Consider the following 12,265-nt stretch of genomic DNA (forward strand, 5'->3'; position numbering starts at 1 on the left):
GTGGAACTCGTCACCTTCTGGTTCATCCTGATCACCGTGCTGTGGATCGGCTACCTCGTCCTCGAGGGCTTCGACTTCGGCGTCGGCATGCTGCTGCCCGTGGTGGGTAGGAACGACACCGAGCGCCGGGTACTGATCAACACCATCGCGCCGGTCTGGGACGGCAACGAGGTCTGGCTGATCGTGGCCGGCGGCGCCACCTTCGCCGCCTTCCCGGAGTGGTACGCCACCCTGTTCTCCGGCTTCTACCTGCCGCTGCTGCTGATCCTGGCCGCGCTGATCATCCGCGGGGTGGCGTTCGAGTACCGGGGCACGATCGAGTCGCCCCGGTGGCGGCGGACCTGGGACAACGCGATCGTGATCGGCTCGGCGGTGCCGGCCGTGCTGTGGGGCGTGGCCTTCGCCAACATCGTGGCCGGGGTGCCGATCGACGCCGACAAGCAGTTCACCGGCACTCTGCTCACCCTGCTCAACCCGTACGGCCTGCTCGGCGGGCTGACCACCCTGCTGCTGTTCGCCTTCCACGGGGCGCTGTGGCTGGGCCTGCGCACCGAGGGGGAGGTGCGGACCCGCTCGATCGCGATCGGGGCCCGGCTGGCCCTGCCGACCATCGTGGTGGCCGGCGGCTTCGCGCTGTGGACGCAGTTCGCCCACGGAAAGCCCTGGACCTGGGCCCTGGTCGTGATTGCGGCGGTCGCGCTGGTCACCGCCGGGTACGCGGCGGTGCGGCAGAACGAGGGGCTGGGCTTCGGGATGACCACCCTGGCCACCGTGGCCGCGGTGATCCTGCTGTTCGGCTCGCTGTTCCCCGACGTGATGCCCTCCAGCACCGACCCGGCCTTCTCGCTCACCGTGGACAACGCCTCCTCCACCCACTACACGCTGGTGGTGATGACCTGGGTGGCCGCCTTCATGGTGCCGGTGGTGGTGCTCTACCAGAGCTGGACGTACTGGGTGTTCCGGCACCGGATCGGCGTGGCCAAGATCCCGCCCGGCCATGGTCTGCCCTGGTCCACCCCCAAGAAGCAGGAAGTCACGAGCTGATGAGACCGCTCGATCCCCGGCTGCTGCAGCAGGCCCGGGCGGCCCGTCGGTACGTCGTGCTCACCACCGGTCTGGGGGTGGCGACCACTGCACTCCTGGTGGTGCAGTCGCTGCTGCTGGCCCGGATCATCGCCGGGGTGGCGATGGACGGCGAGTCGTTCGCCGACGTCCGGGACATGGTCGTCGGGCTGGGGATCGTGCTCGCTCTTCGCGCAGTGCTCGTGGGCGTGCAGGAGCGCTTCGGGCACCGCGCCGCCACGGCGGTGGTACGACAGTTGCGCGAACGGCTGATCCAGCACGCTGCTGCCCAGGTGGGGCTGAAGCACCAGAACGGCGCGGAGACCGCTCTTCTGGCCACGCGCGGTCTGGACGCCCTTGACGGCTACCTGACCCGGTACCTGCCCCAGTTGCTGCTGGCGGCCACCTTGACCCCGGCCGTGCTGGTGGTGATCTGGTGGGAGGACTGGATCGCCGGGCTGACGGTGCTGCTGACCCTGCCGCTGATCCCGTTCTTCATGGCGTTGATCGGTATGGCCAGCCAGGACGCGGCCGACCGGAGCCTGAACTCGCTGCAGCGGCTGGGTACTCACGTGCTCGACTTGATCGCCGGCCTGCCCACTCTGCGGGCGCTGGGTACGGCGGGCGCCCAGGCCTCGCGGGTGCGCGCGGCCGGTGACGCCCATCGCCGGGCGACCATGAAAACTCTTCGTACGGCTTTCCTCTCCGCCCTGGCGCTGGAGATCCTGGTGACCCTGTCGGTGGCTCTGGTGGCCGTCGGCATCGGCCTGCGGCTGGTGCACGGCACGCTGGATCTGCAGACCGGGCTGGCCGTGCTGCTGCTGGCCCCCGAGGTCTACGCGCCGCTACGGGCGGTGGGCACGCACTTCCACGCCAGCCAAGACGGTCTGGCCGCGGCGCAGCAGGCGTTCGACCGGTTGGAGCAGCCGCTGCCGATCCGCGGTACCCAGCCGGCGCCGGACCTGTCCCAGACCACAATCTCTTTCGAGAACATCAGCGTGCAGCACGACGGTGTCCCGTACGCCACCCCGGCCGGGCTCTCCGCCACGATCTTTCCCGGAGAGGTCGTGGCCCTGACCGGTCCCAGCGGCTGCGGCAAGACCAGCGCGGTCGCCGTGCTCCTGGGCCTGCGGCAGCCCAGCGGTGGACAGGTCACGCTGGCGCCCGATGGTGCTCTGGCCGATCTGGAACCGGAGAGCTGGTGGCGTCAGATCGCCTGGTGCCCGCAGCATCCCGTGCTGATGCCCGGCACGCTGACCGAGAACGTGACCATGCTGCGTCCTTCGGCGTCGGTCGAGGAGATCCGGGAAGCCGCCCGAGTCACTGGATTTGAAGACGTGGTGCGCACCGTTCCGGGGGAGTGGGACGCCCGTGTCGGCCAGGGAGGTATCGGCCTGTCGGCCGGTCAGCGCCAGCGGCTCGCGCTCACCCGGCTGCTGCTCAGTGAGGCTCAGCTGGTGGTGATGGACGAGCCGACCGCCCATCTGGACGCCGGGTCCGAGCAGGCCGTGCTGACCCTGTTGACCGAGCTCCGGCGTCGGGGCCGGACCGTGGTGATGGTGGCCCACCGTCCTTCGCTGATCGCAGCAGCAGATCGCGTGATCGATCTTTCCGCCCGCCGCGCCCCAAGTCTGATCGGGAATCCGTCATGAGACCGCTCGTGGAAGTCCTGCGCGCAATGCGCCCCGACCCCTGGCGCCTGCTGCTGGCCGCCTTGACCGGGGCCGCCGCGGTGGCCGCCTCGATCGCCCTGCTCGGGGTGTCGGGCTGGTTGATCACCCGGGCCGCCCAGCAACCGCCGGTGCTGTTCCTGATGGTCGCCATCGTGGCGGTGCGAGCCTTCGGTATCGGCCGGGGCGTGCTGCGCTACAGCGAGCGGCTGATCTCGCACGACGTGGCCCTACGAGGTGTGGTCCGGCTGCGGGAGACGCTGTTCGCCCGGCTCGCCGCGGCCGACGACACAGTGGCGGCCGGCCTGAAACGGGGCGATCTGCTGGCCCGGCTCGGGGCGGACGCCGACGAGCTGGGCGACGTGATCGTGCGCGGCGTGCTGCCTTTCGTCACCGCGGTGATCACCGCGCTGGCCTCGGTCGTGGCGCTCTGGCTGATCCTGCCCGCCGCCGGTGCCGTGCTCGCCGCCGCCACCCTGGCCGGTCTGCTGGTGGTGCCCTACCTGGCCGGCCTGGCGGGCCGTCGCGACGTGGTGGGCACCGCCCGGGCCCGGTCCGAGATGTCGGAGAACGTGCTGGCCCTGCTCGACAGCCTGCCCGAGTTCACCGTCGCCGGCCGGGTCGACGAGCGGGTGCGGGAGATCGGCCGCAGCGACGACGAGTTGTCCCGGGGGCTGGACCGGGCGGCCCGGCCCGCGGCCTGGGCCGCAGGGCTCGGCTCGGCGGTGATGTCGGCCGCGGTGCTGGGCTGTCTGGTGGTCGGCGTACGTGCGGTGGAGGCCGGCGAGATTCGTGAGGTCGCCCTGGCCGTGCTGGCTTTCGTACCGCTGGCTCTGGCCGAGGTGATCGGTGCACTGCCGGCGGCCTCGGTTGCTCTGGTGCGCGCGGCAGAAGCGGCGCGCCGGGTGGCTCCGCTGCTCGAGGTAACAGCGCTGACGCCCGGGGCGGGTCGGCCGGAGGTGCAGGCGCAGTCGGCGCCATCGCTGCGGGCGGTGAACCTGGGCGTGGGTTGGCCCGGGCGCGCACCGGCCGTGCGCGGGGTGGACCTCGACCTGACGGCGGGGCGCCGGATAGCGATCGTGGGCCCCAGCGGACAGGGCAAGAGCACGCTGCTGCGCACCCTGGGCGGGCTGTTGCCGCCGGTCGAGGGACGAATGCAGATGGACGACGGGATCGACCTGGCCGACGTGCAGGCCCGCAGCCTGCGTGGCCAGGTGCACCTGACGGCCGACGACGCCCACGTCTTCGGCACCACCGTGCGGGAGAACCTGCGGGTTGCCGCGAAGGACGCGACCGACGCCGAACTGCTGGCCGCCCTGGACCGGGCCGGGCTCGGCCGCTGGATCACCGAAGAGGTCACCCTCGAGGAGGTGGTCGCCGACCCGGCCGGACCCGGGCAGGGTGCCGGAAGTCACGTGCTCTCAGGGGGTCTCAGACGCCGGTTGCTGCTGGCCCGGGCGTTCGCCAGCGGCGCGCCGGTGCTGCTGGTGGACGAGCCCGCCGAGCACCTCGACCCGGCCACGGCCGACGACCTGGTGGCCGAGGTGCTGGCCCGGACACCGGGCGAGCCCCCGGACCGCACCGCGGTCGTCGTCACCCACCGGCTGACCCCGCTGGCCCTGGCCGACGAGGTGCTGGTGGTCGACGGCGGCCGGGTGGCGGCCCGGGGCACGCACGACGAACTGATCGCCACCTACCCGCCCTACCGCAGTGCCTGGGCGGCCGAACAGGGCGAACCGGCGGCCCGGCCCGGTTGAGACGCGTTCAGCCGCGCGGGCGGGGCGCCCCCTCGGCCGGGTCGGTGTCCTCGACCTTCTCGGGCTCGATCAGCCCCTTGTCGGCCAGGTCGCCGGCCGTGCGCCGGGCGTCCTCGATGTCGTCCTGGATCTTGTCCAGCCGCTGGTGCGACTCGTCCTTCTCGCCGGCCTGGGCCATGGCTCCTCCTTGGTCAACGCTGGTTCCCGGATCGGGCGGAAAGGTCAGTCGTCCCGGCAGGAGTGGAGGATCTGATAGGCCTCCGCGAAGGTGCGGACGGCGTTGGCGTTCGATCCGCCCAGTGAGCTCGGAGTGGTGGCCTGACGGTTCATCGCCTCGAGCAGTTCCTGCATCACCGCTTCGCGGGTGGTTGCCATCGAGTACTCCCTCGTCCTGGGAATGTGACCAGAACAGGGTAAACACGGATCACAGCGCGCGCACGATCTCCTCCACCCGCTGCCGCGCGTCGCCGAACAGCATCTGGGTGTTCTCCCGGAAGAACAACGGGTTCTGCACCCCGGCGTAGCCGGCCGCCATCGAGCGCTTGAACACGATCACGTCCTGCGCCTGCCAGACCCGCAGCACCGGCATGCCGGCGATCGGGCTGGCCGGGTCGTCGAGGGCGGCCGGGTTGACCGTGTCGTTCGCCCCGATCACCAGCACCACCGAGGTGTCGGCGAAGTCGTCGTTGATCTCGTCCATCTCGAGCACGATGTCGTAGGGCACCCGGGCGTCGGCCAGCAGCACGTTCATGTGGCCGGGCAGCCGCCCGGCCACCGGGTGGATGCCGAACCGGACCTGCACGTCGCGTTCCCGCAGCCGCCGGGTCAGGTCGGCCACCGGGTACTGGGCCTGGGCCACGGCCATCCCGTACCCCGGCACGATGATCACCGAGGTGGCCTCCTTGAGCAGCTGCACCGCGTCCTCGACCAGGATCTCCCGGTGCTCGCCCTGCTCCCCGCCGGCCGTGACCGCCTGCTCGGCACCGAAGCCGCCGGCGATCACCGAGATGAACGAGCGGTTCATCGCCTGGCACATGATGTACGACAGGTAGGCACCGGAGGAGCCGACCAGCGCGCCGGTGACGATCAGCAGGTTGTTGTTCAGCAGGAAGCCCGAGGCCGCGGCGGCCCAGCCGGAGTAGGAGTTGAGCATCGAGACCACCACCGGCATGTCCCCGCCGCCGATCGAGGCGACCAGGTGCCAGCCCAGGGCCAGGGCGACCAGCGTGCCGGCGGCCAGCAGCCCGGTGCTCGGCCCGGCGGTGAAGACCACCGTGAGTACGGCCAGGGCGGCCAGGGCCCCGAGGTTGAGGAAGTTCTTGCCCGGCAGCATCAGCGGCGCCGACCGCAGCCGCCCGGCGAGCTTTCCGTAGGCCACGACCGAGCCGGTGAACGTGACCGCGCCGATGAACACACCGATGAAGACCTCGGCGTGGTGCACGGTGAGCAGATCGGCAGCGACGTCGCTGTGGCCGGAGGCGACCTCCAGGTGGCCGTTCCAGCCCACCAGCACGGCCGCCAGGCCGACGAAACTGTGCAGCACGGCGATGAGTTCGGGCATCGCCGTCATCTCCACCCGCCGGGCCCGGGCCAGGCCGATCACCGCACCGCCGGTCAGGGCCAGGGCGGTCAGGGCCAGGCCGACCAGGGCCCGGCCGTCGTCCAGGTCCAGCCGGCCGAGGGCCAGGACGAGGGTGGCCAGGAGCGCGACGGTCATCCCGGCGATGCCGGAAGTGGCCCCGGCGCGCGAGGTCTCGTGCCGGGAGAGGCCGGCCAGGCTCAGCACGAACAGCACGGCGGCGACGATGTAGGCGGCCTGGGCGGCGCTCTCGGCGGTCACCGGGCGTCCGCCTTCACGAACATGCCGAGCATGCGCCGGGTGACCGCGAAACCGCCGAAGATGTTGATGCCGGCCAGGAACACGGCCAGCGCCGCCAGTGCGGTGACCGTGGTGTTCTCGTGACCGACCTGGAGCAGGGCGCCGACCACGATGATTCCGGAGATCGCGTTCGTCACCGACATCAGCGGGGTGTGCAGGGCGTGGTGCACCTTGCCGATCACGTAGTAGCCGATCACCACGGCCAGCACGAAAACGGTGAGGTTGCCGATCAGCTGGGCGGGCGAGAACGCGGCCAGAAGGAAGAACAGCAACCCACCCACCCCGGCCGCCGCATATCTGAGCGTGGGGCTGACCGACGTCTTCAGTTCGGGTTCGGGCTCTTTGGTGGCGACGGCAGCGGGTGCGGCCGAGACCTGTACGGCCGGAGGGGGCCAGGTCTTCTCGCCGTCCCGCACCACGGTGAGGGAACGCTGGACCGCGTCGTCGAAGTCGAGCACCAGCTGCCCGTCCCGTTCGGGCGTCAGCAGTTTCATCAGGTTGACCACGTTGGTGCCGTACAGCTGGGAGGCCTGGGTGGGCAGCCGCCCGGCCAGGTCGGTGTAGCCGATGATGGTGACGCCGTTGGCGGTGACCACCGCCTCGCCGGCCCGCGTGCCCTCGACGTTGCCGCCCTGCGCGGCCGCCATGTCGACGATCACGCTGCCCGGTCGCATCGCGGCCACGTGCTCGGCGGAGATCAGGCGGGGCGCCTGGCGGCCCTGGACCAGCGCCGTGGTGATGATGATGTCCACGTCGGCGGCCTGCTCGGCGTAGAGCTCAGCGGCCCGGCGGTCGTAGTCGCTGGAAGTTGCCCGCGCGTAGCCGTCGGAACTCGCACTCGCCTCGGGCTCGGCCACCGAAAGGAACTGGCCGCCCAGCGATCCCACCTGTTCGGCCACCTCGGGCCGGGGGTCGGTGGCCCGGACCACCGCGCCGAGGCTGGCCGCCGTGCCGATCGCGGCCAGCCCGGCCACCCCGGCCCCCGCCACCAGCACCTTGGCCGGGGGCACCTTGCCCGCGGCGGTGACCTGACCGGTGAAGAAGCGGCCGAACACGTTGGCCGCCTCGATCACCGCGCGGTAGCCGGCGATGTTGGCCATCGAGCTGAGCACGTCGAGCGACTGGGCCCGGGAGATCCGCGGCACCGCGTCCATCGCCAGCACCGTGATCCGGCGCCCGGCCAGCTCGTCGAGCAGGTCCGGGTTCAGCGCCGGGGCGATCAGCGCGGCCAGGGTGGCGCCGTCGTGCAGGCGGGCGATCTCCTCGGTGCTGGGCGCGTTCACCTTGAGCACCACGTCCGCGTCCCAGGTCTGGGCGCGCGGCAAGACCAGGGCTCCGGCCGTGGCGTAGGCCTCGTCGGGAAACGCGGCCCGGTCTCCTGCTCCGGCCTCGACGAGCACCTCGTAGCCCAGGGCGATCAGCTGGGCGGCGGTCTTCGGGGTGGCCGCCACCCGGGTCTCCCCGGGGGTGGACTCGGCCACCACCCCCACCCGGAGCGGAGCAGCGCGATCAGGCCCACCATCGGGAAGAGGATCAGGCACGGTCTCAGACACAGGCGGATCCGATCGTCGGCGTTCGGGGGACACCTCGGGGACATCCAGGGATACCAGCTTCGGCGGGCCCGCATAAGGCCCGGAATGCCCGAGAATGTGACCTGGATCGCTCCGGCTCGCCGGATGTCACACTCGGGCCGTCCCGGCCCTCTCAGATGCGCGGCCCGATCGGACCGCTCGGTAACGGCAACGGGAGGAACCCTTGAAGCTCACCGTGATCAGTGCCACCGGCGGGATCGGCCGGGCCCTGGTGGAGCAGGCGGTGGCCGCCGGGCACGACGTCACCGCGGTCGCCCGCAACGCCGATCGGATCGGCTCGGAGGGCAGCGTCCGGGCCGTGCAGGCGGATCTGGCCGACCCGTCCCCGACCGCCTCGGCCGCGCTCAGCTCGGCGGTGGCCGGCAGCGACGCCGTGCTCTCCGGTCTCGGCCCGCGCACCCGGGCCGATGTGGGCATCGCCGAGCAGGGCACCCGGACACTGATCCGCGCCATGCAGGCGGTCGACGCCCGGCGGCTCGTGGTGGTGAGCGCGGCACCGGTCTCGACCACCTCGGCGCCCGACCCGGGCAACGGCTTCTGGGCCCGGCACCTGCTGTACCCGGTGATCGGGCGGGCGCTGCGGGGGAACTACGCAGACCTGGCCGAGATGGAGCGGGCGCTGGCGGCCAGCGGGCTGCAGTGGACGGCGGTCCGCCCGCCCCGGCTGACGGACGGCCCGCTGACCCGGCGGTACCGCAGTGCTCTCGACCAGAACGTCCGCGGTGGACTGTCCATCTCCCGGGCCGACGTGGCCCACCTGATGCTCGACGTCGCCGGTCGTCCGGAGACGGCCGGGCACACCGTGGGTTGTGGATACTGAGAACGCGGGCGAGGAGTACGCCGCCCATCGGAACCTGTTGTTCTCGCACTGGCCCGGCAGGCAGTGATCCGCCGGCGCCGGGAGACGTACGTCGGGCCGTGGCTGCCCGAGCCACTGGTCGGCGCGGCGGAGGGCACCGAGGAGGCGGTGCTGCGCCAGGAGCTGGTCTCGATGGCGGTGCTCGTCGTGCTGGAGACGCTGAGCCCGCTGGAACGGGCCGTGTTCGTGCTGCACGAAGTGTTCGGGTACGGGCACACCGAGACCGCGGTGGTCCTCGGGCGCAGCCCCGCCGCGGTACGGCAGCTCGCCCATCGGGCCCGGGAACACGTGCGCGCCCGTCGTCCCCGCTTCGAGGCCGACCCCGCCACCCAGGCGCGGGTCACCGAGCAGTTCGTGCGCGCCGCTACGAACGGTGACTGGCCGGCTCTGATGGAGCTGCTGGCGCCCGAAGTCACGCTGTGGACCGACGGCGGTGGGAAGGTCGCCGCCGCGGGCCTGAGGCCGATCACCGGCCGGGAGAAGGTGGTTCGGGCCCTCGGTGGCTACGCGCGCCGGGGCGCTGCCCTGGACATCCAGTTCCGACCGGTCAACGGCACTCCATCGATCGTGGTCTTCGACGGGGAGCGGCCGCACGTGGTGATCGGGCTGGACCTCGATCTGGGGCTGGCCCCGGGCCGGGGGCCGGTGCGGGCTCTGTACGCACTGACCAACCCGGACAAGCTCGGCCTGGTCCGGCGCTGAGTCAGGTCAGAGGGTGGGTCGGAGGGCGGGCCGGGCCGGCTGCGGAGGGCGGCCCGCCCACAGCGCCACGAGCATCTGCACGCCGGCGATCCCGGCCACCATCAGCACCGACGCGTCCCAGCCGCCGGTGCGCTCGGCCAGGAACCCGGCCGCGATCGGCCCGAGGGTGGCCAGCAGGTAGCCGAGCGACTGGGCCATGCCCGAGAGCCGGGTGGTCTCGTGCTGGCTGCGCCCGCGCAGGCTGATCAGGGCCAGCGCCACCACCAGGGCGGCGCCGGTGCCGATGCCCGAGCAGATCGCCCAGAGCAGGAACAGCGACGGGGCCAGGAGCACCCCGAACGACCAGATCACGACCGGGACGGCGGCGGCCACCGCGGCCACGACCTGGCTGCGCCCGCGCATCAGGAACGGCACCAGCAGGCCCCCCACGATGCCCGCGCCGGAGGCCAGGAACAGGTGCAGCCCGGCCACTTCGGCGCTCACCCCCTGCGCGGTCTCGATCGAGGGCAGCCAGGTGATGGTGATGTAGAACGTGGTCGACTGCAGGCCCATGTAGGCCGTCACCAGCCAGGCGGTGGGCCACTTCCAGACATTGGTGCCGGCTGCCTCTTCCGGTTCGGTCTGCTCCGCAACGGCCGTCACCGGCCGCTCGGCCGAGAGGGCCCGGGGCAACCAGAGCAGTGCCACCACGAACGGCGGGATCGCCCAGAAGGCCAGGGAAAAGCGCCAATTGAAGACGTTTGCGAGCGGCACCGCCACCAGGCTCGCGGTCGCGGCGGCCCCGGTGATGAAAGCGGTGTACACGCCCATCGCCCCGGAGACCCGTTCCGCGTAGTCGCGTTTCACCAGAGCCGGCCCGAGCACGTTCCCGACCGCGATCGACGCGCCGACCACCGCCGTCCCCAACCACAGACCCAAGGTGCCCAGACCTGCCCAGGAGCGCACCAGCGTCCCCAGACCCAGCACGATCAGCGAGATCACGACGGTGCGCTCGTAGCCGGTGTGCCGGGCCAGGCGGTGCACGAACGGTGAGATCGCGGCGAAGGCGAGCAGCGGGATGGCGCCGAGCACCCCCTGGGCGCCCTCACCGAGGTTCTCCTCGGCCCCGATCCGCTCCAGGACCGGGCCCACCGAGGTGATGGCCGGGCGCAGGCAGACCGCCAGCAGGAAGACGCCGGCGGCCAGCAGCAGCCCGGAACGTTTGGTCGCGGTCACCAGGGTCGACGCTGCTCCGCGAGAGGAAGCATGTGCAGCGGCTCGGTCTCCCACACCGCGCCGAACCGCCCGCCCTCCGGGTCGAGTTCGAGCACCAGGCCGTGCGGCGTCTCCAGGAACACCACGTCGACCCGCAGCCCGGCCCGGCCCAGGGCCGGCGTGGTCTGGGTGGCCACCACGTCGGTGGTCACCCAGCCGGAGGGGGCCAGGGACGCGACCACGTCCTTGCCGCCGTCACCGATCACGATCTCCCAGCCGGTCGGCCCGCCCTCGCGGATCTCGACCTCGGTGACCGCACGGGCCTCGCTGGCCCCGGCGACGGCGTACACGCTGGACACCTCGGCCACGTCGGCCGGCTCGAAGGCGGCTGCGGTGAACGATGCCTCGCCGCGCCCGGTGACCACCGGCAGGGTGAGCGCGGCCAACTGCGCGGCCAGGGCCCGGTCGGCCGCCTCGCCCTCGGCGCCGCCGGTCAGCGCGGGCAGCAGGTGCTCCCAGACCAGGTCGACCAGGGCCTGCTGGTCGGGCGACTGCGAGGTGATCGCGACCACCGCGTCCTGCTCCGGCAGCACCATGACCAGCTGGCCGAAGGCACCGTCGGCCCGGTAGCCGTGGGTGCTGCGCCAGAACTGGAATCCGTAGCCCAGCCGCCAGTCGGGCTTGTCCTGGTCCGGGTCGTCGTTGCTGACGTGCACCCGGGTGGCCAGCTCGACCCAGCCCTCGGGCAGCACCCGGCGGCCCTCCCAGACACCGTCCTGGTGGTAGAGCAGACCGAGCTTGGCCAGCACCTCGGTGGTCACGTGCAGACCGGAGAAGCCGAGCTCGCGGCCCTGCCCGTCGCGGATCCAGCCCATCCCCTCGACGTCCACCCCGAGCGGTTCGAACAGCCGCGGGCGCAGGTACTCCAGCAGGCCGGTTCCGGAAGTGCGCTGCACGATCTGGGCCAGCGCGATGGTGCAGGGCTGGTTGTAGGCGAAGATCGAGCCCGGCTCGGCGTCGGGCGGCAGCCGCAGGAAACCGCGCATGATGTTGCCGGTCTCGTCCAGCTCGGCGGCGCCGTACGTCTCCTCCTGGTGGCCGCTGGCCATCGCCGCCACGTGCCGCACCTTCATCGCCCGGGAGCGGGGATCGGTGACGTCGGCGTCGAGCTCGGGGAAGTACGACAGCACCGGGGCGTCCAGGTCGACCAGACCCTCGCCGACCGCGAGACCCAGGGCGGTGGCGGTGAAGCTCTTGCTCACCGAGTAGACCAGGTGCGGCCGCTCGGGCGCGTAGGGGGCCGACCAGCCCTCGGCCACCACCTGGCCGGACTTCACCACCATCAGACTGTGCAGCTCGACCCCGCTGCGCCGGGACGCGGCCTCGGTGAAGGCCGCGATGCCGGAGGCGCTCACCGCCTGCGCGGAGGGCGTGCTGCGGGGGAGCGGGACGGACTGGGCGGTCGACATGGTCCCTATTGGATCACGGTGCCGGACCGTGGCATCAGCAGCCGGATCCGTCACCACCGCAGCTGTCGACCGTGCCAGACC

Annotated in this window: 11 protein-coding genes; 5 read left to right on the plus strand and 6 right to left on the minus strand. The window is 72.0% G+C overall.

What is annotated here, in order from left to right; translation table 11 throughout:
• The 3 genes from cydB to cydC are packed head-to-tail and all read left to right on the plus strand — an operon-like array spanning position 1 to position 4,489.
• A complete protein-coding gene (gene cydB / locus LWF15_RS17945) occupies positions 1-1,044 on the plus strand; it encodes a cytochrome d ubiquinol oxidase subunit II (RefSeq protein WP_232811996.1) in 1,044 nt (347 codons plus the stop codon).
• Positions 1,044-2,714, plus strand: coding sequence for a thiol reductant ABC exporter subunit CydD (gene cydD, locus LWF15_RS17950; protein WP_232811997.1), 1,671 nt, complete (start codon positions 1,044-1,046; stop codon positions 2,712-2,714). The genes cydB and cydD overlap by 1 nt, the downstream gene beginning before the upstream one ends.
• Positions 2,711-4,489 carry a thiol reductant ABC exporter subunit CydC gene (cydC, locus tag LWF15_RS17955; protein ID WP_232811998.1) on the plus strand — a complete coding sequence of 593 codons (1,779 nt, stop codon included), beginning with the start codon at positions 2,711-2,713 and terminating at the stop codon, positions 4,487-4,489. The genes cydD and cydC overlap by 4 nt, the downstream gene beginning before the upstream one ends.
• A gap of 7 nt (positions 4,490-4,496) precedes the next feature.
• Here the strand turns inward: cydC and LWF15_RS17960 are convergent, their stop codons facing one another.
• Genes LWF15_RS17960 through LWF15_RS17975 form a run of 4 tightly spaced genes read right to left on the minus strand, consistent with a single transcriptional unit; the run spans position 4,497 to position 7,849 of the window.
• On the minus strand, positions 4,497-4,667 hold the full coding sequence (locus tag LWF15_RS17960; RefSeq protein ID WP_232811999.1) for a hypothetical protein: 171 nt from the start codon (positions 4,665-4,667) through the stop codon (positions 4,497-4,499).
• Positions 4,668-4,711: 44 nt separating this feature from the next.
• Positions 4,712-4,864 carry a hypothetical protein gene (locus tag LWF15_RS17965; RefSeq protein ID WP_232812000.1) on the minus strand — a complete coding sequence of 51 codons (153 nt, stop codon included), beginning with the start codon at positions 4,862-4,864 and terminating at the stop codon, positions 4,712-4,714.
• A gap of 49 nt (positions 4,865-4,913) precedes the next feature.
• Positions 4,914-6,329 carry a Re/Si-specific NAD(P)(+) transhydrogenase subunit beta gene (gene pntB, locus LWF15_RS17970; RefSeq protein ID WP_232812001.1) on the minus strand — a complete coding sequence of 472 codons (1,416 nt, stop codon included), beginning with the start codon at positions 6,327-6,329 and terminating at the stop codon, positions 4,914-4,916.
• Positions 6,326-7,849, minus strand: coding sequence for a Re/Si-specific NAD(P)(+) transhydrogenase subunit alpha (locus LWF15_RS17975; protein ID WP_232812002.1), 1,524 nt, complete (start codon positions 7,847-7,849; stop codon positions 6,326-6,328). The genes pntB and LWF15_RS17975 overlap by 4 nt, the downstream gene beginning before the upstream one ends.
• A gap of 274 nt (positions 7,850-8,123) precedes the next feature.
• On the opposite strand from LWF15_RS17975, the gene LWF15_RS17980 reads away from it, so the two are divergent.
• Complete coding sequence (locus LWF15_RS17980) at positions 8,124-8,780, plus strand: NAD(P)-dependent oxidoreductase (protein ID WP_232812003.1); 657 nt, start codon at positions 8,124-8,126, stop codon at positions 8,778-8,780.
• A gap of 63 nt (positions 8,781-8,843) precedes the next feature.
• Positions 8,844-9,521: a sigma factor-like helix-turn-helix DNA-binding protein gene (locus LWF15_RS17985; RefSeq protein ID WP_232812004.1), complete on the plus strand. Its 678-nt coding sequence runs from the start codon at positions 8,844-8,846 to the stop codon at positions 9,519-9,521.
• A gap of 6 nt (positions 9,522-9,527) precedes the next feature.
• Here the strand turns inward: LWF15_RS17985 and LWF15_RS17990 are convergent, their stop codons facing one another.
• Positions 9,528-10,736 (minus strand): MFS transporter, encoded by a 1,209-nt coding sequence (locus LWF15_RS17990; protein ID WP_232812005.1) that lies wholly within the window; start codon positions 10,734-10,736, stop codon positions 9,528-9,530.
• The gene (locus LWF15_RS36535) at positions 10,733-12,184 is read right to left on the minus strand and encodes a serine hydrolase domain-containing protein (RefSeq protein ID WP_269810363.1); all 1,452 of its coding nucleotides are present in this window, start codon (positions 12,182-12,184) and stop codon (positions 10,733-10,735) included. The genes LWF15_RS17990 and LWF15_RS36535 overlap by 4 nt, the downstream gene beginning before the upstream one ends.
• Positions 12,185-12,265: the final 81 nt, after the last annotated feature.

Source organism: Kineosporia rhizophila (genome assembly GCF_021277265.1).
Lineage (GTDB): Bacteria > Actinomycetota > Actinomycetes > Actinomycetales > Kineosporiaceae > Kineosporia > Kineosporia rhizophila.

Excerpts from the sequence above, each read along its gene's own strand:
- cydD (WP_232811997.1), top strand. The coding sequence starts at position 1,044 with ATGAGACCGCTCGATCCCCGGCTGCTGCAGCAGGCCCGGGCGGCCCGT.
- cydC (WP_232811998.1), top strand. The coding sequence starts at position 2,711 with ATGAGACCGCTCGTGGAAGTCCTGCGCGCAATGCGCCCCGACCCCTGG.
- LWF15_RS17960 (WP_232811999.1), bottom strand. The coding sequence starts at position 4,667 with ATGGCCCAGGCCGGCGAGAAGGACGAGTCGCACCAGCGGCTGGACAAG.
- LWF15_RS17965 (WP_232812000.1), bottom strand. The coding sequence starts at position 4,864 with ATGGCAACCACCCGCGAAGCGGTGATGCAGGAACTGCTCGAGGCGATG.
- LWF15_RS36535 (WP_269810363.1), bottom strand. The coding sequence starts at position 12,184 with ATGTCGACCGCCCAGTCCGTCCCGCTCCCCCGCAGCACGCCCTCCGCG.